The following is a 24,315-nucleotide window of genomic DNA, read 5'->3' on the forward strand; positions in this document are numbered from 1 at the left end:
TGTTGACCCTCTGTTAATGACGATCGTCAGCACGCGCCGCCTTGTCCCAGGTTTCCTTCAAAACACCCCCGTATTTCTCCGGAGCCCTTAACCAAACTTAAGAGGGAACCGCGCAAGATCGCGTCCATTGCAAAGGCGCGCTGAAACAACAAGATTCATGACTTCTATGAACGACAACAGATATTCCGGCGCGAGCGAAGCCGAGCTCGGGTTTCTCAAGGAAATCGTTAGAATGCTGCCGGCCGGCCTGACCGTGCAGGACGCCCATGGCGAGCTTTTGCTGGTTAACGACGCCGCGGCCGCGCAGCTCGGCATGGACGGCAGCCGTCCCTCACCGGATCTCGCGCCGCGCCGCGAGGCCTGTCGCCGGGCCCTGAGCGCCGGCCAGGCCGTCGTCACAGAGGAAGCGCTTCACGGCGGCGCCACGCGCCAGGTGCTGCTCACGACCCATCGTCCCGTTCGCCTCGCCGGACGCGAGCTCCTGATCTCGGCATCCTCCGACATCACCGAGCAAAAGAATTTCGAGGACCAGCTGTTCCGCTCGGCCTATTTCGACGAGCTGACCGGATTGCCCTCGCGGCGCGTGATCGAACATCGTGCCAACAATTTGCTTGCGGAGAACAGCGGCGGCGAGCGTTTCGCACTGGCCTTCCTCGACGTCGACAATTTCAAGCACATCAACGACTATTACGGCCACGCCGTCGGCGATGCGCTGCTGGTCGAGCTGTCGAAGCGGCTCGGACGCGACTTGCGCGATTCCGACATGCTGTCGCGCATTTCCGGCGACGAATTCCTGCTGCTGCTGTCGCCGATCCAGAGCCTGGAAGAGGTCGCCGAATTCATGCAGTCGACGCTCGAGCGGCTGACGGCGCCGTTCTTCATCGAAAATTCGGAAGTCTTCGTCTCGACCTCGGTCGGCGTCAGCATGTATCCCGATCACGGCAGCAGCTTCGAGACGCTGCGACAGAACGCCGACATCGCGATGTACCGCGTCAAGAACGACGGCAAGGGATCGGCGGCCTTCTTCGACTCCAGCATGGAGCGAGAGGCATTGGCGCGGACGAAGATCGAGCAATCGCTGCGGCTCGCCATCCTGGAGAAGCGCTTCTGCTGCGCCTTCCAGTCCAAGGTCGACATCCGCACCCAGGCCGTGAAGGGCATCGAAGCCTTGGTGCGCCTGCGCGACGACGAAGGCGTGATCCAGGCACCCGGCTCGTTCATCAATCTCGCCGGCGAGCTCGGCTTGATCGACGAGCTCACTCACCTCGTGCTCGCCGAAATCGTCAGATCGATCGATCCGATCAACGACACGTTCGGCGCCGACGCGACCATCAGCATCAACGTCGCCGCCAAGCAGGCGGGCAACCCCGAATTCATGCGCAGCTTCGCGCGCGCGCTGGAGGAGACCGGTTTCCCCCAGCGCTTCATGATCGAGGTGACGGAAGACGCCTTCGTCGCCAAGAGCCACTTCCAGGCCGAGATCCTGCCGATGTTCCGCAAGCTCGGCGTCGGCATCTCGATCGACGATTTCGGCACCGGTTACTCCTCGCTCTCGGCGCTGGCCGACATCACCGCGGACGAGATCAAGATCGACCGCTCCTTCATCACCGACATTCATAAGCGCCCGCGCAGCCAGGGCATTTTGCGCGCGATCGAATCCTTGAGCGAAGCGCTCGGCATGACCGTGATCGCCGAAGGCCTCGAATCCTACGAGGAGCTCGCCTATCTCCAGGCCGCGACCAAGATCCGCTACGCGCAGGGCTATTACTTCTCCCGTCCGATCTTCCTGGAAGAGCTGAAGCTGGCAACGCCTGCGTCCAGCGAGTCGCGCGCCAGCGTCGCGACCCGACCGATGCAGCAGAACCGCCAGGGCTATTCGCGCGCGAGCGGGTATCGAAGGTAGGGCGAGAGCGGCGCTGCAATCTCGATGGACTGGATGCCCCGGTCAAGCCGGGGCATGACAGCGGGGAATGGAGCGGCGCCTCAATGCCCATTTCCCGCTTTGAAATCGCTGCCCTTTTGCTAATACACGAGCGGACTTCCCGTGGGATATGTCATGTCCGCTTCCGCCTCGATCAGTGATCCAGCCTATCTCCGTGCGCGCGCGATGGAGACGCTGTTCGAACGGCTGGAACAGCTGTGCGAGGGCGCCATTGCGATCGACCGCGGCGGGCGGGTCGTCTACGTCAATGAAAAATATCTCGCGGCACTCGGCCTCAAGCATACCTTCGAGGCGATCGGCCGCCCGATCGAGGAGGTCATCCCGAACAGCCTGATGCGGAAGGTGGCCGAGACCGGCGAGCCGATCCTGCTCGACATCATGGAGCTCGGCGGCGAGCAGCTCGTCGTCACCCGCATGCCGATCGAGGACGAGAACGGGACGGTGATCGGCGCGATCGGCTTCGTGCTCTATGACCACCTCGAAAGCCTGAAGCCGCTGCTCGCCCGCGTCGCCCAGCTCGAGAGCGATTTGCGGCTGGCGCGGCGGCAATTGTCCAACGCCCGCGCCGCGCGCTTCACCTTCGCCGACTTCGTCGGCACCACGCCCGGCATCGCGCAGGCCAAGCAGCTCGCCAGCCGCGCCGCGCGGCAGAGCGTCACCGTGCTGCTCACCGGCGAGACCGGAACGGGCAAAGAGATGCTGGCGCAGGCGATTCACAATGCCTCCTCGCGCGCCGAGAAGCCGTTCGTCAGCGTCAATGTCGCCGCGGTTCCGGAGACGCTGATCGAGTCGGAATTTTTCGGCACCGCGCCCGGCGCCTATACCGGCGCCGACCGCAAAGGGCGCGAGGGAAAATTCCGGATCGCCGACGGCGGCACGCTGTTTCTCGACGAGATCGGCGAGATGCCGCTGCAATTGCAGGCCAAGCTGCTGCGCGTGCTGCAGGAGCGCGAGATCGAGCCGCTCGGCTCGGACAAGATCTCCAAGGTCGATGTGCGCGTGGTCGCGGCGACCAATGTGGACTTGCGCAAGCGGGTCAGCGACGGCGCGTTCCGCGCCGATCTCTATTATCGGCTGAACGTGCTCTCGATCGACCTGCCGCCGCTGCGCCAGTGCCTGGACGATCTCCCGGAGATCAGCGCCCGGCTGCTGGAGGAGATCAGCGCATCCGGCGACTACGTCAAGGCCAAGATCACGCCGAGCGCGCTCGCCGCGCTCGCGCGCTATGACTGGCCGGGCAACGTTCGCGAGCTCCGCAACATCCTGGAGCGGGCGCTGATCCTCAGCGATTCCGGCCGGCTGACCGGTGACGATTTCGCGCGGATTCTTCCCGTCGGCACCGAGGTCAGGTCCGCAACATCCGAGCGCCCGGCCGGCCTCGTCGTGCCCTACGCCGAGGCCGAGGCCGAATTCGAGAAGCACACGCTCGAACAGGCGCTCGCCGCCAGCAACGGGCAGATCACCGAGGCCGCCAAGATGCTGCGGATCTCGCGCGCGACCTTCTACAAGAAGCTCGCCAAATTCGGCCTCGCCACAGGGCCGGCCTCCGTCTGAGTTTCGAGACACGGGATTGTCCGGAGTCTCGGATTCCTGACACGGCGTCGCGCCCCTCTCGCTGTCCGCAAATGCGGAAATTGCCGTGTTTTCAGCCAAATTGCGCAAACCATCCGCATCTGGCGCGGACCTTGCTCTTCGCTTTGCACAATGACGCATGCTGCACATGCGCATTCGCAAACAGGGAGGACGCAAGATGAGTGAAGCGATCTCGGTCCATCAGCTTCAGGCGAGACAGCCCTCGCACGTCACGGTCGCCACCGCGAGCCTGATCGGCACCGCCATCGAGTGGTACGATTTCTTCCTCTACGGCACTGCCGCGGCGCTGATCTTCAACAAGCTGTTCTTTCCGACCTTCGACCCCATGATGGGAACGTTGCTGGCGTTCGCCACCTACGCGCTCGGCTTCATCGCGCGCCCGCTCGGCGGCATCGTTTTCGGCCATTACGGCGACAAGATCGGCCGCAAGACCATGCTGTACCTGACGCTGCTGATCATGGGCGTGGCGACCGCGGCCATCGGCTTCCTGCCGACCTACGAGACCGCCGGCATCTGGGCCGCGATCCTGCTCGTCGCCTGCCGGCTGATCCAGGGCTTTGGCCTCGGCGGCGAATGGGGCGGCGCGGTGCTGATGGCGGTCGAGCATGCGCCTGCGGACAAGAAGGGTTTTTACGGCAGCTGGCCGCAGCTGGGGGCACCGCTCGGCCTCGTCCTCGGCACGCTGGTCTTCTCCGTGGTCTCCGCCACGCTGACCGACGCGCAGCTCTATGCCTGGGGCTGGCGCATCCCGTTCCTGTTCTCGATCGCGCTGGTGCTGGTCGGGCTGTGGATCCGCTTCACCATCGCGGAATCACCGGAATTCCAGAAGGTCAAGGACACCAAGCAGGAAGTGAAGATGCCGATCCTCGAGGCCATCAGGATGTATCCCAAGAACATCCTGCTGGCGATGGGCGCGCGCTTCGCCGAGAACGGCTTCTTCTACATCTACGCCACCTTCGTGCTCGCTTATGCCACGCAATCGCTCGGCATGAACAAGCAGGACATGCTCAACGGCGTCTTGATCGGCGCCGCCGTCGAAACTTTCACCATCCCGGCGTTCGGCGCGCTGTCCGATCGCGTCGGGCGGCGGCCGATCTACATCTTCGGCGCGGTGTTCTCGGCGCTGATGTCGTTCCCGCTGTTCATGCTGCTTTCGACCAGGAACCCGCAATATGCCTGGATCGCGATCGTGCTCGGTCTCGCCATCGGGCACGCCGCGATGTACGGGCCGCAGGCGAGCTTCCTGTCGGAGCTGTTCGGCACCAAGGTGCGCTATAGCGGCGTCTCGCTCGGCTACAACCTCGCCTCGATCTTCGCCGGCGCGCTGTCGCCGCTGATCGCGACGGGGTTGATGACGGCCTATGCGCCGGCAACCTGGCCGATCTCGCTCTACATGATCGCGCTCGCGCTCATCACCGTGGTGTCGGTCTATTTCGCCACCGAAACACGCAAGATAGTTCAGGGCTGAACGGCCTGATCGTGTCGTCCGTCGAGAGGAGCACGCTGTTCCAGCGCTGCTCCTCGCGATAGGATCAAGCAACAACGGCATACGGTCGAAAGGATCGGGAGGACCACCGTGAGCCATCATCCAGCTCTGCCCTACCTACGCAATTCCGAGAAAGGCAAGGTCGTCACGGCCGCCGAAGCGGTCATGCTGATCCGCGATGGCGACACGGTGGCGACCGGCGGCTTCGTCGGCATCGGCTTTGCCGAGGAGATCGCGATCGCGCTGGAGGAGCTCTATCTCTCGCACGAGGGCGACGCGCCCTATACGCAGGGCAAGCCGCGCAATCTGACGCTGGTCTATGCGGCCGGCCAGGGCGACGGCAAGGATCGCGGCCTCAATCATTTCGCGCATGAAGGCCTGGTCCGCCGCGTGATCGGCGGACATTGGGGGCTTGCGCCGAAATTGCAGCAGCTCGCGATCTCAGGCCAGATCGAGGCCTACAATTTGCCGCAGGGCGTCATCACGCATCTGTTCCGGGACATCGCCGCGCACCGGCCCGGCCATGTCACCCGCGTCGGCATGGGCACGTTCGTCGACCCCCGGCAGGGCGGCGGCAAGCTCAATGCACGCACCACCGAGGATCTGGTCGAGCTGATCACGATCGGCGGCGAGGAGTGCCTGCTCTACAAGACCTTTCCGATCAACGTCGGCATCATCCGGGCCACCACCGGCGACCCCGACGGCAACCTCACGATGGAGAAGGAGGCGCTGACGCTGGAAGCGCTCGCCATCGCCATGGCGGCGCATAATTCCGGCGGCATCGTCATTGCCCAGGTCGAACGCGTCGCCGAGGCCGGCAGCCTCAATCCGCGCCAGGTCAAGATTCCCGGCATCCTCGTCGACTGCGTCGTGGTGGCGAAGCCCGAGAATCACTGGCAGACCTTCGGCACCCAATACAATCCGGCTTTCTCGAGCGAGATCCGGGTCCGCGCCGCCTCGCTGCCGGTGATGCCGGTCAGCGAGCGCAAGATCATCGCGCGGCGTGCCGCCCTCGAACTCAAGGCCAACAGCGTCGTCAATCTCGGCATCGGCATGCCCGAGGGGATCGCCTCAATTGCCAATGAGGAGCGGATCATCGATCTCATCACGCTGACGGCGGAGCCCGGCGTGATCGGCGGCATCCCCGCGAGCGGCATCGATTTCGGCGCGGCGATCAACACGCAGGCGGTGATCGACCAGCCCTATCAGTTCGACTTCTATGACGGCGGCGGGCTCGATGCCGCCTTCCTCGGACTCGCCCAGGTCGATCGCGCCGGCAACCTCAATGTCAGCAAGTTCGGGCCGAAGCTCGCGGGCGCCGGCGGCTTCATCAACATCAGCCAGAACGCCAAGGAGGTCATCTTCGTCGGCACCTTCGGCGCGGGTAAGCAAAGTATCTCGGTGAACGACGGCAAGCTCGTCATTCTCGACGAAGCCAAGTCGCGCAAATTCGTGGATCACGTCGAGCATGTCACCTTCAGCGGCCCGTTCGCGGCCGCGCGCAAGCAACGCACCCTGTATGTCACCGAGCGCTGCGTGTTCGAGCTCAGGCCCGACGGGCTGGAGCTGACGGAAATCGCGCCCGGCATCGACATCGAGCGCGACATTCTACGCCTGATGGATTTCAAGCCGTTGATCCCGCGCGATCCAGGGCTGATGGACGCACGCATCTTCCGCGAAGGCCTGATGGATCTGCGCGAGCGCCTGCTCACCATTCCGCTCGACCAGCGCTTCACGCTGGACGAGCAGCAGAACCTGTTCTTCGTCAATCTGGAACGCTACCCGCTGCGCAGCAGGGCCGAGATCGACACCATCGCTTCCATCGTCGAGGCCAAGCTCGCACCGCTGGGGCGGCGGGTCTACGCCATCGTCAATTATGACAATTTTTCCATCCTGCCGGAGTTGATGGACGATTATTCAGCCATGGTGCGCAGCCTCGTCGACCGCTTCTATTCCGGCGTGTCGCGCTACACCACGTCGGGCTTCCTGCGCATCAAGCTCGGCGAAGCCCTGGAGAAGCGCGGCGTCGCGCCGCATATTTTCGAAAGCGCCGACGAAGCGCAGTCGGATCGGCGTCAGGCCGAGGGAGCCGGCAATACGCGGCCGGCCCAAAAATGATGCATGTTCGAGTGGCCGACACGCTCGGCCGGAAGGATCAATTGCAATGTTCGTAGTGTTGTGCAAATCGCTGCTGCCGAGAAACTTTGAATCAGGAGGGACCATCGTGCGTCGATCACTCATCATAACAACAACCATTCTCGCACTCGCCACGGGGACCTCCGCGCGAGCCGACGATCTCAAGGTCGCGCTGATCTACGGCAAGACCGGTCCGCTCGAGGCCTACGCCAAGCAGACCGAGACCGGCCTGAAGATGGGCTTTGAATACGCCACCAAGGGCACGATGACGCTCGACGGTCGCAAGATCGTCATCATCACCAAGGACGACCAGGGCAAGCCGGACCTCGCCAAGGCCGCGCTCGCCGAAGCCTATCAGGACGACAAGGCCGACATCGCGATCGGCACCACATCGTCGGCCGCGGCGCTCGCCATTCTCCCGGTCGCCGAGGAGAACAAGAAGATCCTGATCGTCGAGCCCGCCGTCGCGGATCAGATTACCGGCGAGAAATGGAATCGCTACATCTTCCGCACCGCGCGCAACTCCTCGCAGGACGCGATCTCCAACGCGGTCGCGATCGGCAAGCAGGGCGTCACCGTCGCGACGCTGGCGCAGGACTATGCTTTCGGCCGCGACGGCGTCGCCGCCTTCAAGGAGGCGCTCGGCAAGACCGGCGCGACGCTCGCTGCGGAAGAATATGCTCCGACCAACACCACCGACTTCACCGCGGTCGGCCAGCGCCTGTTCGACGCGCTGAAGGACAAGCCGGGCCGCAAGGTGATCTGGGTGATCTGGGCCGGCGCCGGCAATCCGCTGGCCAAGCTCCAGGACATGGACCCGAAGCGCTACGGCATCGAGCTCTCCACCGGCGGCAACATCCTGCCGGCGCTCGCGGCCTATAAGGGCCTGCCCGGCATGGAAGGCGCGACCTACTATTTCTACGAGATCCCGAAGAACCCGGTGAACGACTGGCTGGTGGCCGAACACCAGAAGCGCTTCAACGCGCCGCCGGACTTCTTCACCGCGGGCGGCTTCGCTGCCGCGATGTCCGTCGTCGCCGCCGTCACCAAGGCGAAGTCGACCGACAGCGAGAAGCTGATCACGGCGATGGAAGGCCTGGAGTTCGACACGCCGAAGGGCAAGATGGTGTTCCGGAAAGAAGATCATCAGGCGCTGCAGAGCATGTACGCGTTCAAGGTCAAGGTCGATCCGAACATCGCCTGGGCCGTGCTCGAGCCGGTGCGCGAGCTGAAGATCGAGGACATGGACGTCCCGGTCAAGAACAAGCGCTGAGTCGTCTTGCTTCACCTCTCCCGCTTGCGGGAGAGGCCGGGAGAGGGTTTTCCTCTTGGGGATTTCCCCGTTGCGGAAGCACCCTCTCCCCCGCCCTCGCCCGCAAGCGGCGGAGGGAGCGCAGCGCGCCCGCGGTTAAAGTCTTCGTCCACATCATTCGCCCGACATCACATGCCCCTCACCCTCGAAACCCGCGACCTCACCATCCGCTTCGGCGGTCACGTTGCGGTCAACAACGTCTCCTGCACGTTCCGTCCGGGCGAGCTCACCGCGATCGTCGGGCCGAACGGCGCCGGCAAGACCACTTATTTCAACCTGATCTCCGGCCAGCTGCGCGCGTCGCACGGCAGCATCCTGTTCGACGGCACCGACATCACCCAGCAGTCCGCGCCGCTGCGCACCCGCGCCGGCCTCGGGCGCGCCTTCCAGCTCACCAATCTCTTTCCGAACCTCAGCGTGGAAGAGAACGTGCGCCTCGCGGTGCAGGCGGCGAACGGCACCCATTACGACATGCTGCGGCCCTGGATGGTGCGCCGCGACCTGATCGCGCGCGCCGACGCCATCCTCGACCAGGTCGCGCTCGGCGGCCGCCGCGGTGTCGCCGCAACCGCGCTGTCGCATGGCGACCAGCGCAAGCTCGAGGTCGCGCTGATGATCGGGCTGGAGCCGAAGGTTTTCATGTTCGACGAGCCGACCGCCGGCATGAGCATCGACGAGGTGCCCGTCGTGCTCAACCTGATCGCGCAGCTCAAGCAGGACAAGAGCAAGATCATTCTCCTGGTCGAACACAAGATGGACGTGGTGCGCTCGCTCGCCGACCGCATCATCGTGCTGCATAACGGCCAGCTCGTCGCCGACGGCCCGCCTGCCGAGGTGATCGCCTCGCCGATCGTGCAGGAGGCCTATCTCGGCGTCGCGCCCAAAACCGCAGCGAGCGTCGCATGACCGATTTGCTCGAGCTTTCCGGCGTGCACACCCATATCGGCCGCTACCACATCCTCCAGGGCATCGATCTCACTGTTCCGCAAGGACAGGTCACGATGCTGCTCGGCCGTAACGGCGCCGGCAAGACCACGACGCTGCGCACCATCATGGGGCTGTGGCAGGCTACAAGCGGCGAGATCAGCCTCGGCGGAATGCGCATCGAAAGCCACGCCACGCCCGACATCGCACGGCTCGGCGTCGGCTACGTGCCGGAGAGCATGGCGGTGTTCTCGGATCTCACGGTGAAGGAGAACCTCGTGCTGGCGGCGCGCGACGGCCCGCTGGACGATGCCCAGCTCGACTGGATCTTCGGCTTCTTCCCGGCGCTGCGCCGGTTCTGGCTGTCGCGCGCGGGAAGTCTCTCGGGCGGACAAAAGCAGATGTTGTCCATCGCCCGCGCCATCATCGAGCCGCGCAAGCTGCTCTTGATCGACGAGCCGACCAAGGGCCTGGCGCCCGCGATCGTGATGGCGCTGATCGAGTGCCTGAAGGAAATCAAACGCAAGGGCGCCACGATCCTGCTTGTCGAGCAGAATTTCTTCGCCGCCCGCGAGCTCGGCGACAATGTGCTGGTCATGGACAACGGCACCATCGTCCACCGCGGCGCGATGGCGGCGCTCGCCGCCGACGTGCCGCTGCAGGAGCGGCTGCTCGGCCTGAGCCTGGAGACACATCAGTGACTGAACTCGCCGCAACCGATCCCCTGCCGAAGCCGAAGCGCGACATCGCGCCGATCCTGCTGCCCGTCGCGCTCGCGCTTCTCATGATCCCGCTGATCGGCTCGACCTCCTCCTGGCTGACGCTGACGGCGGCAAGCCTTGCGATGGGCATGATGATCTTCATCATGGCCTCCGGGCTGACGCTGGTGTTCGGCCTGATGGACGTGCTCAATTTCGGCCACGGCGCCTTCATCGCCGTCGGCGCCTATGTCGCGACCCTGGTGCTGGCGCCGTTCGCGGCCTCGATGCAGGCCGATTCGCTGTGGATGAACCTTGCGGTGCTGGCACCGGCCGCGCTGCTCTCGATGGCGGTGTCGGGCGCCCTCGGCCTCGTGGTCGAGCGCGTGCTGATCCTCCCCGTCTACGGCCAGCATCTGAAGCAGATCCTGATGACGACGGGCGGCCTGATCGTCGCCGAGCAGACGATGTATGCGCTGTGGGGACCGCAGATCATTCCGATGCCGCTGCCGGCCTCGCTGCGCGGCTCCTTCATCTTCGGCGACGTCGCGATCGCCAAATACCGCGTGCTGGCGACGCTGATCGGCCTTGCCGTCTTCATCGCGATCCAGCTCGTGCTCAATCGCAGCAAGCTCGGCCTCCTGATCCGGGCCGGCGTCGAGAACCGCGAAATGGTCGAGGCGCTCGGCTATCGCATTCGCCGGCTGTTCCTCGGCGTCTTCATGACCGGATCGGCGCTCGCCGGCCTCGGCGGCGTGATGTGGGCGCTCTATCGCGAACAGGTCCACGCCTCCATGAGCGACGACCTCACCGTGCTGATCTTCATCGTCGTCATCATCGGCGGCCTGGGATCGATCGGCGGCTGCTTCATCGGCGCGATCCTCGTGGCCATGGTCGCCAATTACGGCGGCTTCCTGGTGCCGAAACTCGCCCTCGTCTCCAACATCCTGCTGATGGTCGCCATTTTGATGTGGCGGCCGCGCGGCCTCTATGCGGTGACCAGCCGATGATGATTCTTTCCGGCGATCCGCCGCGCAGCCGCGTCCTCACGCTCGTCCTCGTCGTCATCATCCTGGCACTGGCGGCGACGCCGTTCCTGTTTCCAGGCGCCAAGGCGCTGAACGTCGCGGCCAAGATCTGCGTCTTTGCCGCGTTGGTCGCCTCCTATGACCTGCTGCTCGGCTATACCGGCTCGGTGTCGTTCGCCCACACCATGTTCTACGGCATCGGCAGCTACGCGATCGCCATCGCGCTGTACGGGATGGGCCCGAACTGGGCCGCGGTCGCAACCGGAATCGTCGTCGGCCTGCCGCTCGCAGCCCTGCTCGCGCTTGCGATCGGCCTGTTCTCGCTGCGGGTCGCCGCGATCTTCTTTGCCATGATCACGCTCGCGGTCGCCGCCGCCTTCCAGGTGCTGGCCTCGCAACTGTCCTGGCTGACCGGCGGCGAGGACGGGCGCAGCTTCCAGCTGCCGGAGCTGCTGCGCCCCGGCACAGTGTTGATCTCGAAAAACCTGTTCGGCTTCGAGATCAACGGCCGCATCCTGACCTTCTACCTGGTGTTCGCCGTCTCGGCGCTGATGATCCTCGCACTGCTGCGGGTGGTGAACTCGCCGTTCGGGCGCGTGTTGCAGGCCATCCGCGAGAACCGTTTCCGCGCCGAGGCGCTCGGCTTCCGCACCGTGTTCCACCTGACCTACGCCAACTGCCTCGCCGCGCTGGTCGCCGCCAGCGCCGGCATCCTGAACGCGCTGTGGCTGCGCTATGCCGGCCCCGATACCTCGCTGAGCTTCTCGATCATGCTGGACATCCTGCTGATGGTGGTGATCGGCGGCATGGGCACGATCTACGGCGCGATCATCGGTGCCACCATCTTCATCCTCGCCCAGAACTATCTGCAGTCACTGATGGGCGCCGCCTCAACGGCAGCATCCGAAGCCGGCCTGCCGCTGCTGCCCGGGCTGCTGCATCCCGACCGCTGGCTGCTCTGGCTGGGGCTGCTGTTCATCGCCAGCGTCTACTTCTTTCCGACCGGCGTGGTCGGACGGCTGCGCAATCCCGCCGGCGACAAGAGCGGCGGCGCGCATTAAGCCGCCGTTAATGATGCAGCGCGGCGATTGCCGCGCACAGGGCACAACCGTCACGCGATTCCCGCTCCGCTGCATACGGACGCGATTGCGCAACTCGATTAATGCTTAGGTAACTGGCTTTCCTAAGGTTTAGGCCATTTGTGCGGTGTATTCGTGTTCCTCCAGGGAGGGGGGAATGCGCCAGGTCTTTTCCACGGTGGCAGCCGCAATGTCTCTAGCCGCAAGGAACGGCTGGGAGGTCTTGGCGCGGCGTGGTCCCGTCCTGTGGTTGACCCTGTGTGGCGTGCTCCTGGTCGCGGGCATCTTCGCCGTGACCGCCATGGCCGTCGGCGAGTTTCGCGAGCGCACCCTGACCAATCGCGAGCGCGAGCTGGAAAACACGGTGCAGCTGATCGCGCGGCACTTTGATCAGCAATTCGAGGATTCCGACGTCGTCGCCGCCGATCTGATCGGGCAGATGAACCTGGTGGAGATGACCTCGCCGGCGATGTTCCGCGAGCGCATGTCCGGACCCGCGGCGAACCAGATGCTGCGCAGCAAGATCAGCTCCGTGTCCTACCTCGGCGATATCGCGATCTACGATGTCGACGGCGAGCTGATCAACTGGTCGCGGGCCCAGCCCCTGCCCAAGATCAACGTTTCAACCCGGGCCTATTTCCAGACGTTCAAGACGAATCCGCGGTCCGAGCCGGTGCTGCTGGAATCCGTCCGCAGCTTCATCATCAACAAATGGACCACGATCGTCGCTCGCCGGTTGAACGGCCCGGACGGCACCTTCCTCGGTGCGATGGTCCGCCGGATCGATCCGGATAGCTACCAGCACTATTTCGCATCGGTCGCGCTTGCCGAAGGCACCGCCATCTCGCTGTTCGATCGCGAAGGCAAATTGCTCGCACGCTATCCGCATCGCGAGGAACTGATCGGGCGGAGCTTCAAGGACGCGCCGCTGATGCAAAAGGTGCTGGCCCAAGGCGGCCAGCAGACGCTCCGTGGCACGAGCCCCGTCGACGGCGAGGAGCGGCTCGGCTCGGCGGCATCGCTAACGCACTTCCCGCTGGTCATCCTCGCCACCAACACGACGGCCGCGGCCCTGGCGGACTGGCGGCAGCAAACCAGTTTCATGGTCACGACCGCCGCACTTTCGGCAGCTGTGATCGCGCTCATCCTCTATCTGATCATCCGGCTGATCAACCGGCAGAATCGCGAAGCGCAGGAACGCCTGGAAGCGGAGCGGCTGCGGCTCGACACCGCCTTGAACAACATGACCCAGGGTCTGATCCTGTATGACGCGGGCGGCACCATCGTCACCTGCAACCGCCGCTACGCCGACATGTTCGGCCTCTCTCACGACGTCATCAAGCCCGGCTGCCACATCCGCCAGGCGATGTATCATCGCAAGGAGTGCGGCGCGTTCGACGGCGACGTCGAGGAATTCTGTGCCGACGTCATGAGGGTCGTCGCCGAAGGCACGGTCTCCACACGCGTGCATCAGCTGGCCAACGGCCGCGCCTTCCAGGTCATCAACACCCCGCTTGCGCAGGGCGGCTGGGTCGCCACGATCGAGGACATCACCGAGCGCCGCCATCTGGAGCAGGAGCGCGATCGCAACCACACCTTCCTGCGCGAGATCATCGACCATATCCCGTCCCGGATCACCGTGAAGGACGCCCGGACGCGGCGCTACCTCCTGGCCAACCAGGTGGCCGAGGAACAGCTCGGCGAAACCAAGGAGACGATCGTCGGCAGGAGTGCGTTCGACATTTATCCGACGGACGCAGCCGAGATCATCACCCGGGACGACGACAGGGTGCTGCAGTCGCCGAACGGGCTGTTTCTGGACGAGCACGTCTGGAATACGCCGGCCGCCGGAGCGCGCTATATCACCTCGACCCGGATCGGCATCCGCGACAAGTCCGGCGAGCCGCACTACATCATCAACGTCGTCGAGGACGTCACCGAGCGGCGGCGCGCCCACGAGAAGATCGCGCATATGGCGCATTACGACGCGCTGACCGATTTGCCGAACCGCACCCTGTTCCGCGAGCAGATCGAACGCGAGCTGGCGAACGTCGCCGGCGGCGGACAGTTCGCGCTGCTCTATATCGACGTCGACGAATTCAAGGGCATCAACGATTCGCTCGGCCACCATGTCGGCGACGAGCTGTTGAAGGCGATTGCCGGCCGTCTGCGCGGCTGCCTCAAGCAGGGCGATCTGATCGCGCGGCTCGGCGGCGACGAATTCGCCGTGATCCAGACCGCCATCCAGTCCCCTGCCGACGTGCTGTCCTTCGTGACGCGGATCTATGAGGCCATCCGCCAGCCCTATCATTGTCTCGGCCATCAGCTCTCCACGGACGCGAGCATCGGCATCGCGCTTGCGCCGCAGGACGGCACCGATCTCGACCAGCTCGTCAAGAATGCCGACCTCGCGATGTACGGCGCCAAGGGTGAAGGCCGCCGCACCCACCGCTTCTTCGAGCCGGCGATGGATGCGAGCGCCAAGGCGCGCCTGAGCATGGAGCAGGATTTGCGCCAGGCCCTGGTGAACGGCGGCTTTGAGATCCACTACCAGCCGCTGGTCGACCTACGCACCAACGAGGTCGCGGGCTGCGAGGCGCTGCTGCGCTGGCGGCATCCCGAGCGCGGCATGGTCTCGCCGGCGGAGTTCATTCCCGTCGCCGAGGACACCGGCCTGATCAACGAGCTCGGCGACTGGGTGCTGCGCATGGCCTGCAACGAGGCCGCGACCTGGCCCGCAAATATACGCGTCGCGGTCAACGTGTCGCCGGTGCAGCTCAAATGCGACACGCTGGCGCTGCGGATCGCAGGCGCGCTCGCCGCCTCCGGCCTCGACCCGCGCCGCCTCGAGCTCGAGATCACCGAGGCCGTGCTGATCCGCGACGACGAGGCTGCGCTCTCGATCCTGCACCAGCTCCGCTCGATCGGCGTGCGCATCGCGCTCGACGATTTCGGCACCGGCTATTCCTCGCTCAGCTATCTCAAGCGATTCCCGTTCGACAAGATCAAGATCGACCGCTGCTTCGTCGCCGACATCGCGGAGACGAGCGGCGCACCCGTGATCGTGCAGGCGGTGGTGAACATCGCCGCCGCCAGCAGCATGACCACGGTCGCCGAAGGGGTCGAGACCGAGGCGCAGCGCGAGCTGCTGCGCGCCCTCGGCTGCACGCAGATGCAGGGCTATCTGTTCAGCGCGCCGAAGCCGGCCGCCGAGGTGCGCAAGCTGTTCGGCCCGAGTGACGGCCTGCCCGCAGTCTTGCCGGTGGCGGCGGTGGCCTGATGGCAAGACCCGTGAAGTCGCCAAGCAAGACGCCAACAAGGAGTTCGGACAAGACCGTCTCGAACAAGACTGTCGACGTCGCGGATTCCTATGCCGTGCGGCTGATGCAGCATCTGGTGGTGCCGACTTTCGTGATCGATCCGAGGCGCCGCGTCGTGATCTGGAACAGGGCGTGCGAACGATTGACGGGCGTCGCGGCCTCGGAGGTGATCGGCACCAGCAAGCACTGGCAGGCCTTCTACGAGACCCGGCGCCCCTGCCTGGCCGATCTCGTCGCACTCGACCGGCCGGAGCGGCTTCCGGAGTTCTATTCGGAATACGCCGCGCGCGGCCATAACGGGCTCGGCTTTTCCGCGGAGAACTGGTGCACGATGCCGAAGCTCGGCAACCAGCTCTATCTCGCCATCGACGCCGGCCCGATCCACGACGAGGCCGGACACCTGATCGCCGTGGTGGAGACGCTGCGCGACCTCACCGACCAGAAGCGCGCCGAGATGGCGCTGAAGGAGCTCGCCACCAAGGACGGGCTGACCGGGCTGTCGAACCGCCGCTCGTTCGACCAGATGCTGATGAGCGAATGGGCCCGCGCCCAACGCACGCAGAAGCCGCTGGCGCTGCTGTTCGTCGACGTCGATCATTTCAAGCTGTTCAACGACCATCACGGCCACCAGAACGGCGATGAATGCCTGCGCGTGGTCGCCTCCGTCGTCAGCCGCCACGCCGTGCGCCCGCTCGATCTCGCCAGCCGCTACGGTGGCGAGGAGTTCGCGCTGATCCTGCCGGACATGGATTGCGACAGCGCCTGCGTCATCGCCGAGGAGATCCGCGGCGCCGTCATGGCCTTGCGGATCGCCCATGGCGCTGCGGGCGCGGGCGACCACGTCACCCTCAGCGTCGGCGTCGCCAGCCACATTCCCGGCGCGGTCGACGGCAGCCCCGATCGGCTGCTGGGCTCGGCCGACGAGGCGCTCTACGTCGCCAAGCGGCTCGGCCGCAATCGCGTCATCTGCGCCGAACGGGTGCTGGCCGAGTTCGCCAGCCTGGGACGGCAGGCCGCAGCGGTTCCGGGCCCCTTCCGGCGCAAATCGGCTTGAGACCCATTGCGGCGAGAAGCGGTTGCTCCCCTCTCGCCAATCGGCTAAATGAACTTCGACTGCACCCGTAGCTCAGCTGGATAGAGCGTTGCCCTCCGAAGGCAAAGGTCACACGTTCGAATCGTGTCGGGTGCGCCAGTCTTTCCGCCGTTTTCGCGCCGGCGCTTACGTCAGCATCGAAATGATCGACTGAATCTGGTCGCTGGCGGACGTCACCAATCCGTCATACGACGTATGACCGTGTGCGGCGGCCTTCAGGATGCATTCGGCGACGGCTGCTTTGAGGCCAAAGACCGATTGCTCGGCGGGTACGCTCGCCATCACGGTCTCGAGGGCCTGACGCATGGTTTGAACGAGCTCGGAGCTGTATTGCATTGGCTGTCCTCCGCCGGCTCATATTAGATCGCATGCCCGGCTCTGCCACTCACAAGCCTGCGATTCCTCTTTGATGAACGGCGAGCTGAACGCCTCAGTTCATCCGCGAGATCGCCGCATTGAGCACGCCGGCGAACGCGACCCAGGCTGCGTAGGGTACGAACAATGCGGCGGCCAATCGGTCACGTGATATCTCAAGGCCGATATAGGTCACGATCGCGACGAACAGACCGATGAGGATGACGAGCGCGGCGCCGATCTGGTGCATCGTGAACATGACCGGAGACCAGGCGAAGTTGAGCCCGAGTTGCACGGCCCAGACCACCATCGCCTTTCCCGAGGGTTCGCGGCGGAAGGTCCGCCAGCCCGCAATTGCGATCATGACGTAAAGGATGGTCCAGGCTACCGGGAACGCCCAGTTCGGCGGAACGAAGCCCGGCTTGACGAGACCGGCATACCATTCTCCCGGGAGATTGGTTGCGCCGATCAGCCAGCCAAGGCCGACCACGCCCACCACGAAGACCAACAGCTGCAACATCCATCACCTCGCGCTTCCCATCGCGCGATTGTATCATCTTTCCATGAGCGAATCCGACACGATGACCGGCGAGATCACGCCGGTGCGCAAGATCATCCATATCGACATGGATGCATTCTATGCGTCGGTGGAGCAACGCGACAATCCGGAGCTGCGCGGAAAGCCCGTGGCGGTCGGAGGCTCGGCGGAGCGCGGCGTCGTCGCGGCCGCGAGCTATGAGGCCCGCAAGTTCGGCGTGCGCTCCGCCATGCCGTCGGTGACGGCGAAGCGGCAATGTCCCGATCTGATCTTCGTCCGGCCGCGCTTCGAGGTCTACAAGGCGGTCTCCAGGCAGATCCGCGACATCTTCGCCGAGCACACGCCTGTTATCGAACCGCTGTCACTCGACGAGGCCTATCTCGACGTGACGGAAAATCTGCAAGGCATCCCGCTGGCGCGCGACATCGCGCTGCGGATCCGCGAGAAGATCAAGGCAGAGACCGGCCTCAACGCGTCGGCCGGCATCTCCTACAACAAGTTCCTGGCAAAGCTCGCCTCCGACCATCGCAAGCCCAACGGCCAGTACGTGATCGCGCCGGAGATGGGACCGGCCTTCGTCGAAAACCTGCCCGTCGGCAAATTCCACGGCATCGGGCCGGCAACGGCCGCGAAGATGAACGCGCTCGGCCTGTTCACCGGTCTCGACATCCGCAACCAGACGCTGGAATTCATGAACGCGAATTTCGGCAAATCGGGCGCCTATTATTACTGGATCTCGCGCGGCGTCGACGAACGGCCGGTGCGGGCCAACCGGATTCGCAAATCCATCGGGGCGGAGAATACCTTCTCGATCGACCTTGCCGAATATGACGCGCTGGCCGCCGAGCTGAGACCGCTCGTCGACAAGGTCTGGCGTCATTGCGAGGCAACCGGCAATCGCGGCCGTACCGTGACCCTGAAGATCAAGTTCGCCGACTTCGAGATCATCACGCGCAGCAGATCCGCCGTCACCGCGGTGAGGGACCGGGACGATCTCGAGCGGTTGGCCTGCGGCCTGCTCGAGGCCGAGATGCCGATGCGAAAGCGCGTCAGGCTGCTGGGCGTATCGCTGTCGGCCCTGCAGGCCGAAGACGATGCGGAGCCGCAGCTGACATTGGGCATTTGAGGCTCTCCGACAGCGGCATGGCGCTCGCCAAGCGCGAGCGACGGTGGCGGGCCTTTTCGGACCCGACACCGATTGAAAGACGACCAGGTCGGGCCGCTCAATGCCGCATGTGCTCGAATACCACGATCACGCCGGTCGGCTCGGGCTCGTGCGCCATCAAGCGCGTCAGTTCGGAATCGCCCCAATCGGCGAGGCTGACAACTTCACCGCTCTGGCGGTCGGCACCAAGCGACGGCGTCGGCTCGAGGACCTTGAGGCCCGTCTCGTCGACAAAGAAGGTGTGTTCGCCGAACATGCTGTTGAGCTGCGGCATGGCGGGATGTTCGTCGGGCAGCACCTGAGCGCCGAGTTGGTTGACGGTCTGCTTCACCTGTTCGGATGTGAGCTTCATGAGCTGCTCCGTTTCTGTGTCCGGTTTCATTGGCCCGGGCGGGAGCGCGTGTTCCCTGCACTTTTCTCGCCTGGCTCAAACCCGAACAGGCGCTGCCGGTAAATGTTCCGGCGAAATGTATTTTGTGATCGCGCATCCGCCGCGCTCGCGGCACGAGATCGCCACAAGATGCACACGATCTGACCGCGCGCTGCGCTCATCGGCGGCTTCGACGATCCGGATGTCGCGATCCGCACGTGTTCGAGCTGGTGTTGCGATCAGCTATTCGCTGCGGTTCTCGCCGACCGAGAGCGCGCAAATGCGCGACAGATGGGTGTAAGGCAGGCCGGTCTCCTCGGCCCAGGCATTGAACTGCGCCTGCACCTTGGCGAGATCGCCCTTCGACTTGACCTCTTCGGCAATGTCGAGACCCGCATCGCGCAGGCAGGTGGCGACATCTCTCGACGTGACAAAGCCGTCCCAGCCGACGAAGCGCAGCAGCATCTGGCCGGTGTTGCCGCCGAGACGGCTGCCGCGCTTGGCCAGAAGATCGAGCAGGCCGATCTCGTTGGACGAAGGCCATTTCGCCAGGAACTTGCCGAAGCTGCCGTGCTCCTTCGCGATCTCCTGCACGAAAGCGGCGTTGTCGCGCACCGACATGATCTTGGCCCCGTTGCGCACGATGCGCGCATCGCGCAGAAGGCCTTCCCAATAGTCTTCCGGCTGGAAGCTGAGCTTGGCCGGCTGGAAATGCAGGAAGGCCTCCTCAAAGCCATCCCATTTCGAATCGATCACGCTCCAGGCGAAGCCGGCACAGAACACGCGCTTCGTCATCTCGGCCAGGATGCGATCGTCGCCGAGCTTGGCCAGACGCTTCAGGTCGGGCTTCGCCGGCATCAGCTTTTCCAGGGCCTTGGGGCCGCCCTTGCGTTTCTCGGCGCGGGCGCGAATGGTCTTGAAGGCGGGCATGCGGACACAGGCAATTGAGGGCACGCCACGACATCAGAATTCGGCGATGCCGTCCAGTCCCGCGGATGGGCGGGGCTGGCGTTGAGCCGCTCGGTCTGCGCCGGCAGGCAAATCAGGCTCGGCTATCGCGACAGGCGCTTTGCGACGTGAACCGACTGCCAGTCTCCGAGCCCGGTATCGTTGAAGCCCGCCTTCTTCGCGAGACCACGCATCTCCGCATTGGTGCGCGCCGTCTCGGCGGCGATCATCTCATGGCCGAGATCGATCGCGCGCGTCTCCATCGCCGTCATCATCTGAAGGCCAAGACCTTTGCGCTGGAAGGCATCGGCGACCGAGATGGCAAATTCGCCATGCCGTGCCGCCGCGTCATAGGCATATCGCGCTTCGCCGATGATCCTGCCCCGCCCATCCTCCCTGAGCTCGGCAAGCAAAGTGAAATTGTCGAGACCGCTGCTCCTGGCGATGCATTCGGCCGCGACCACGCCGGGGTCCGCTCGCGCGCCGCTGAAGCGCTTGTTGCGGGACGTCGTGGAGAGGTCGGTGAAATAGACCGACAGGCTCTCGACGTCGGATGCGCTGGCGGTCCTGATGCAGACCATGCCCTTCGCTTCGGCCAGTTCGACCGGCTCGACGACGGCTCCCGGAAACAGCTGTGACATGCGTGATGCTCTCGGCAGGTTGCTGGGAGTTGCAGACCTAGCCGAGGCCGCACGCCATCCGCTTGGACGTTGCTGCCAATCATGCGGCTGAAAACGAACAGCTCGTTCTCGTGTGCCGCACGTCACACACGGGAGAGTGACGGCACCTCCTCGGGCATGATCGCCTGCAGGCCACCGAAGCGACGCTCGCGGCCATGGAAGGACGCCAGGGCGGCGGCGAGATCGCCCGCGTCGAACTCGGGCCACATCCGCTCGGTGAAATGCAGCTCGGCATAGGCGCCTTCCCAGAGCAGGAAGTCCGACAGCCGCTTCTCGCCCGAGGTGCGGATGATGAGATCGACGTCGCGCAGGCCGGCTTCGCCGGTGACGAGCTGCGAGAAGGCTTCGCGGGTAAGACTGGTCAACGCGGCCGCCTTCGCTGCGGCGTTGAGAATGGCGTCGCGCGCGGAATAGTCGACCGCGATGCGCAGGTGCAGCGTGCCGCCGCGGGAAGTGGCTTCCTCGGCGCGCGTGATTGCGCCCGCGACGCCTTCAGGCAGGCGATCACGACGACCGATCACGGTGAGGCGCACACCGTTCTCGATCAGGCTCTGCACCTCATTGGCGAGATAGAAGCGAAGCAAGGTCATCAATGCGGCAACCTCGGCCTTTGGCCTGCGCCAATTGTCGGTGGAGAAGGCGTAGAGCGTCAGCGTGCCGATGCCCTGCTTGGGTGCGGCCTCGACGATGCGACGGATGGCTTCGACGCCGGCCTCGTGGCCGCGGACGCGCGACAGGCCGCGGCGCGTCGCCCATCGCCCGTTGCCGTCCATGATGATGCCGACGTGAAGCTTCTCGTTATGGGAGCTCACATTACGAGAGGTCTTGTCACTTTGCATTGCAAAGTCTCCGGTCAAAAAGGGGGAGGATCAGGTCGAGATGATGCCGAGGCGGCCGAGCGGCGGCGCCTCGCGGCCGGCGGCCTTGGCGGCGTCGCGCACCAGGCGTTCCAGCACGGCGAGATAGTCGAGGAAACGTCGGCGCCCGGTCTTGGTGAGGCGGCAGGTGGTGTGCGGACGGTTGCCCTCGTAACCCTTGGTCACGTCGACCAGGCCGGCCTCCTGGAGCACGGCGAGATGCCGGCTGAGATTGCCGTCGGTGAGGCCGCACAGCTGCTTGAGATCGGCGAATGCCAGCCCCTTCGGATGCGCCATCAGCGAGGTCAGAAGCCCGAGCCTCGCCTTCTCGTGGATCACGCGGTCGAGCCCTTCGTAGGAGAAGGGTGCGCTGTCAGTCTTCGACATCATGGTCTCCGGATGCGACATGCAGAATGGCCGCCATCAGCGACTGCCCGATCACGAAGGGCAGCCCCATGGTCCATGGCGACAGCGTGTGGGTCTGGCTCGCGATCACCACCACCAGGAAGCCGGACACGAAATACCAGGCGCCAGCGAGCGCAACGGTGCGCGGCAGCGAGCGGATGGAGGCGAAAATGCCGAGCGACACCAGGACCTGCCACAGGCCCGGGAGCAGCCACAACGTCTCGGCCGCGAACTTCCACATCACCACCGCGAGCAGCACGCCGGCAACGCCTGCGGGCAGGAACTGCTCGACCGCCTGGTGGATCATGGCATCGGCCAGGCCCGAATGATGGCGGCGCGAACGCGCGCGCATCTCGATCCCGATCATCAGGACGGATAGCGCGGCGGCGACGAACCAGCCGACGAAGAAGCCGAGCGGTTCATTGGTGGGATCGCCGAGCAGCCAGAATTGCAGGACCGCTGTAAGCAGCGCAACGACGGCAGTCGCGGCCATCGTCGCCGGACCATAGCCGCGGAACGCCGTGCCCGCCGCGATCTGGCTGCGGATCGCCACGATATCGGCCAGGGCCTTGTCGAGATCGCGCATTGGCAACGCCAGAACCTCGCTCCGCACGGATTTGCCGGGATTGCCGACCCGTTACTTTGTATTGCAAAGTATATAGCGGTGCAAAGTAAAGGCAAGCCAGGAATTGCCGAGAGGGGATTTGCGCCCCGATGACAACTGCCGGTTGCGCGAGCCCCGCTTCCACGGATAAGATGCGGCCAAAAGCGTCCAGGGGGCTGGGTATGTGGCTTAGATCGTTAATCGTTGCGTTTGTGTCCCAGGCGATGATCGCCGGTCCCGCTCATGCGGCGGGGCCTTTCGGCACCATCCACGTCGGCAACTGGAACGGCGGCGCCTACACCAACGATTCAACCGGCGCGTTCTCCCACTGCGCCGCAAGCACACCCTACGCCAATGGCATGACACTGCTTGTCGGCCAGGATTCGAACAAGGCGTGGCTGCTCGGCTTTGCCAATCCAGCGTTTCGTTTCAAGAAGGGCGAGAACCTGACGATCGACGTGACATTCGATGGTCAAGCCGAGGTGAAACTCTTCGCGACCGCATTCTCCGAGGTGATGGTCTCGGCGGTTCTGCCCACGAATGTCGCGCGTGCTTTCCAGAAGGCGAGCCTGATGGTGGCAGTGGCGAGGGGCACACCTTTTCAATTCAGCCTGACGTCAACAGCGCCTTTGATCACCGCGGTCACCAATTGCGTCACGCGAGTGAAGGCCGACGGGCTGGACAAGGCCGGCGACTTTACAAAGGTTACCGCCAAGCCGCAGGCCGCACCGGACAAGCCGGCGCCGCCGGCGTCCGGCAAGCTCGGCGGGGCCAAGAGCGGCACCGGTTTCGTCGTGAGCGCGAGCGGCCACATCGTCACCAACAATCACGTGGTCAATGGCTGCGTCGGCGACATCAAGGGCAACCTCACCGGCGAGGCCGCGATGGTGCTGCGCGTCGTTTCGACCGACGCCAACAATGATCTCGCCCTACTTCAGGCGCCGTCGTCGTCGACCTTCAAGGATTTCGCCCGCATCCGCGACCGCTCGTTCCACGCAGGCGATTCCGTCGTCGCGATCGGCTTTCCCTACCACGGATTGCTCAGCTCGGATCTGAGAGTGACGACCGGCATCGTGAGCTCGCTCAGCGGCATGCGCAATGACACGCGCTTCCTGCAAATCAGCGCGCCCGTGCAACCCGGCAACAGCGGCGGCCCGCTGTTCGATACCTCGGGCCAGATCGTAGGCGTAGTCACCGGAAAGATCCCGGGATTGCGTATCGCCGCCATGACCGGCGATATTCCCGAGAACATCAACTTCGCCATCAAGACCGGGGCGCTGCGCGATTTCCTCGACAATTCCGTCGTGCCCTACCAGACCGCAGAGCCGAAGGGCGAACTGAAGACCACCGACATCGCCGGCAACGCCCGCGCCTACACGATGCTGATCTCGTGTACCGCTACGGAGCAGGCCGACGCGAAGCGGTGAACCGCTCTGCTCTCAATACGGCGTGACGGGCCGCGCGCGCCGCGGCGGCGGCGGCGGTTGCACGGGCTGCACCTGGCCGTAGGCGAAGCGCGGATTGCGATCGCAGTAGAGCAGCCGGCCGGACACGCTGGCCTGGCACTGCTCGTAGGTCGCGTAGGCGCATTCGCCGGGATAATCATAGTCCCCGCCCTGGGCGCACCATGGATAGTCGCGGGCAGCTGCGGGCGGGACGGTGGCGAAGCCGAGAGCGATGGCCCCCAGCGCGGCGAACAGACATTGATTCCTGGTCACGATCCGGTCTCCCGTGCAATGAAGATAAGGCGCGCCCCCTTTAACGAGGTCGCCTCAAGCCACTT

Annotated in this window: 22 protein-coding genes and 1 tRNA gene; 14 read left to right on the plus strand and 9 right to left on the minus strand. The window is 64.7% G+C overall.

Annotated elements, in window-relative coordinates; all coding sequences use genetic code 11:
• Nucleotides 1-166: 166 nt before the first annotated feature.
• From AC0WRY_RS34020 to AC0WRY_RS34075, 12 genes are all read left to right on the plus strand, one after another.
• Nucleotides 167-1,903 (plus strand): putative bifunctional diguanylate cyclase/phosphodiesterase, encoded by a 1,737-nt coding sequence (locus AC0WRY_RS34020; protein ID WP_194405066.1) that lies wholly within the window; start codon nt 167-169, stop codon nt 1,901-1,903.
• A gap of 153 nt (nt 1,904-2,056) precedes the next feature.
• Nucleotides 2,057-3,496, plus strand: a complete 1,440-nt coding sequence (locus AC0WRY_RS34025; protein ID WP_194405067.1) for a sigma-54 interaction domain-containing protein — start codon at nt 2,057-2,059, stop codon at nt 3,494-3,496.
• A 196-nt stretch (nt 3,497-3,692) separates the two neighbouring features.
• Nucleotides 3,693-5,003: an MFS transporter gene (locus tag AC0WRY_RS34030; RefSeq protein WP_246776382.1), complete on the plus strand. Its 1,311-nt coding sequence runs from the start codon at nt 3,693-3,695 to the stop codon at nt 5,001-5,003.
• A 108-nt stretch (nt 5,004-5,111) separates the two neighbouring features.
• Nucleotides 5,112-7,139: an acyl CoA:acetate/3-ketoacid CoA transferase gene (locus AC0WRY_RS34035; RefSeq protein WP_194405069.1), complete on the plus strand. Its 2,028-nt coding sequence runs from the start codon at nt 5,112-5,114 to the stop codon at nt 7,137-7,139.
• A gap of 106 nt (nt 7,140-7,245) precedes the next feature.
• Nucleotides 7,246-8,430 carry a substrate-binding domain-containing protein gene (locus tag AC0WRY_RS34040; RefSeq protein ID WP_194405070.1) on the plus strand — a complete coding sequence of 395 codons (1,185 nt, stop codon included), beginning with the start codon at nt 7,246-7,248 and terminating at the stop codon, nt 8,428-8,430.
• Nucleotides 8,431-8,601: 171 nt separating this feature from the next.
• Nucleotides 8,602-9,375, plus strand: a complete 774-nt coding sequence (locus tag AC0WRY_RS34045) for an ABC transporter ATP-binding protein (RefSeq protein ID WP_194405071.1) — start codon at nt 8,602-8,604, stop codon at nt 9,373-9,375.
• Nucleotides 9,372-10,094 carry a branched-chain amino acid ABC transporter ATP-binding protein gene (locus tag AC0WRY_RS34050; RefSeq protein ID WP_194405072.1) on the plus strand — a complete coding sequence of 241 codons (723 nt, stop codon included), beginning with the start codon at nt 9,372-9,374 and terminating at the stop codon, nt 10,092-10,094. The genes AC0WRY_RS34045 and AC0WRY_RS34050 overlap by 4 nt, the downstream gene beginning before the upstream one ends.
• Nucleotides 10,091-11,101 (plus strand): branched-chain amino acid ABC transporter permease, encoded by a 1,011-nt coding sequence (locus AC0WRY_RS34055; protein WP_491122498.1) that lies wholly within the window; start codon nt 10,091-10,093, stop codon nt 11,099-11,101. Before AC0WRY_RS34050 ends, AC0WRY_RS34055 begins: the two co-directional genes overlap by 4 nt.
• The gene (locus AC0WRY_RS34060; RefSeq protein WP_491122499.1) at nt 11,098-12,180 is read left to right on the plus strand and encodes a branched-chain amino acid ABC transporter permease; all 1,083 of its coding nucleotides are present in this window, start codon (nt 11,098-11,100) and stop codon (nt 12,178-12,180) included. The genes AC0WRY_RS34055 and AC0WRY_RS34060 overlap by 4 nt, the downstream gene beginning before the upstream one ends.
• Before the next feature lie 175 nt (nt 12,181-12,355).
• Nucleotides 12,356-15,478 carry an EAL domain-containing protein gene (locus AC0WRY_RS34065; RefSeq protein ID WP_491122500.1) on the plus strand — a complete coding sequence of 1,041 codons (3,123 nt, stop codon included), beginning with the start codon at nt 12,356-12,358 and terminating at the stop codon, nt 15,476-15,478.
• Nucleotides 15,478-16,572, plus strand: coding sequence for a sensor domain-containing diguanylate cyclase (locus AC0WRY_RS34070; RefSeq protein ID WP_491122501.1), 1,095 nt, complete (start codon nt 15,478-15,480; stop codon nt 16,570-16,572). Before AC0WRY_RS34065 ends, AC0WRY_RS34070 begins: the two co-directional genes overlap by 1 nt.
• Nucleotides 16,573-16,633: 61 nt before the next feature.
• Nucleotides 16,634-16,710 (plus strand) — tRNA-Arg (locus AC0WRY_RS34075).
• Nucleotides 16,711-16,737: 27 nt separating this feature from the next.
• Here the strand turns inward: AC0WRY_RS34075 and AC0WRY_RS34080 are convergent.
• Together AC0WRY_RS34080 and AC0WRY_RS34085 are read right to left on the minus strand one after the other, a co-directional pair.
• Nucleotides 16,738-16,947, minus strand: coding sequence for a hypothetical protein (locus AC0WRY_RS34080; RefSeq protein ID WP_194405076.1), 210 nt, complete (start codon nt 16,945-16,947; stop codon nt 16,738-16,740).
• 94 nt (nt 16,948-17,041) lie between these two features.
• Nucleotides 17,042-17,485, minus strand: a complete 444-nt coding sequence (locus tag AC0WRY_RS34085) for a TspO/MBR family protein (RefSeq protein ID WP_491122502.1) — start codon at nt 17,483-17,485, stop codon at nt 17,042-17,044.
• Between the two features lie 43 nt (nt 17,486-17,528).
• Between AC0WRY_RS34085 and dinB the strand changes: the two genes are divergently transcribed.
• Nucleotides 17,529-18,629, plus strand: a complete 1,101-nt coding sequence (dinB, locus tag AC0WRY_RS34090) for a DNA polymerase IV (RefSeq protein WP_491122503.1) — start codon at nt 17,529-17,531, stop codon at nt 18,627-18,629.
• A 97-nt stretch (nt 18,630-18,726) separates the two neighbouring features.
• Here dinB and AC0WRY_RS34095 read toward each other — a convergent pair whose 3' ends face one another.
• The 6 genes from AC0WRY_RS34095 to AC0WRY_RS34120 form a co-directional block, all read right to left on the minus strand.
• The gene (locus tag AC0WRY_RS34095) at nt 18,727-19,020 is read right to left on the minus strand and encodes a hypothetical protein (RefSeq protein ID WP_194405079.1); all 294 of its coding nucleotides are present in this window, start codon (nt 19,018-19,020) and stop codon (nt 18,727-18,729) included.
• A gap of 261 nt (nt 19,021-19,281) precedes the next feature.
• A complete protein-coding gene (locus tag AC0WRY_RS34100; RefSeq protein ID WP_491122504.1) occupies nt 19,282-19,968 on the minus strand; it encodes a DNA-3-methyladenine glycosylase I in 687 nt (228 codons plus the stop codon).
• 122 nt (nt 19,969-20,090) lie between these two features.
• Nucleotides 20,091-20,627 carry a GNAT family N-acetyltransferase gene (locus tag AC0WRY_RS34105; RefSeq protein ID WP_491122505.1) on the minus strand — a complete coding sequence of 179 codons (537 nt, stop codon included), beginning with the start codon at nt 20,625-20,627 and terminating at the stop codon, nt 20,091-20,093.
• A 122-nt stretch (nt 20,628-20,749) separates the two neighbouring features.
• Nucleotides 20,750-21,505, minus strand: coding sequence for a di-trans,poly-cis-decaprenylcistransferase (locus AC0WRY_RS34110; RefSeq protein WP_491122506.1), 756 nt, complete (start codon nt 21,503-21,505; stop codon nt 20,750-20,752).
• Between the two features lie 30 nt (nt 21,506-21,535).
• A complete protein-coding gene (locus AC0WRY_RS34115; protein WP_194405083.1) occupies nt 21,536-21,910 on the minus strand; it encodes a transcriptional regulator in 375 nt (124 codons plus the stop codon).
• Nucleotides 21,897-22,514 (minus strand): hypothetical protein, encoded by a 618-nt coding sequence (locus AC0WRY_RS34120; RefSeq protein ID WP_211415364.1) that lies wholly within the window; start codon nt 22,512-22,514, stop codon nt 21,897-21,899. The genes AC0WRY_RS34115 and AC0WRY_RS34120 overlap by 14 nt, the downstream gene beginning before the upstream one ends.
• 200 nt (nt 22,515-22,714) lie before the next feature.
• On the opposite strand from AC0WRY_RS34120, the gene AC0WRY_RS34125 reads away from it, so the two are divergent.
• On the plus strand, nt 22,715-23,959 hold the full coding sequence (locus AC0WRY_RS34125; RefSeq protein WP_194405085.1) for a S1C family serine protease: 1,245 nt from the start codon (nt 22,715-22,717) through the stop codon (nt 23,957-23,959).
• 12 nt (nt 23,960-23,971) lie between these two features.
• Here AC0WRY_RS34125 and AC0WRY_RS34130 read toward each other — a convergent pair whose 3' ends face one another.
• The gene (locus AC0WRY_RS34130; RefSeq protein WP_491122507.1) at nt 23,972-24,250 is read right to left on the minus strand and encodes a DUF3551 domain-containing protein; all 279 of its coding nucleotides are present in this window, start codon (nt 24,248-24,250) and stop codon (nt 23,972-23,974) included.
• Nucleotides 24,251-24,315 lie beyond the last annotated feature (65 nt).

This window comes from Bradyrhizobium sp. T-12, from assembly GCF_058314695.1.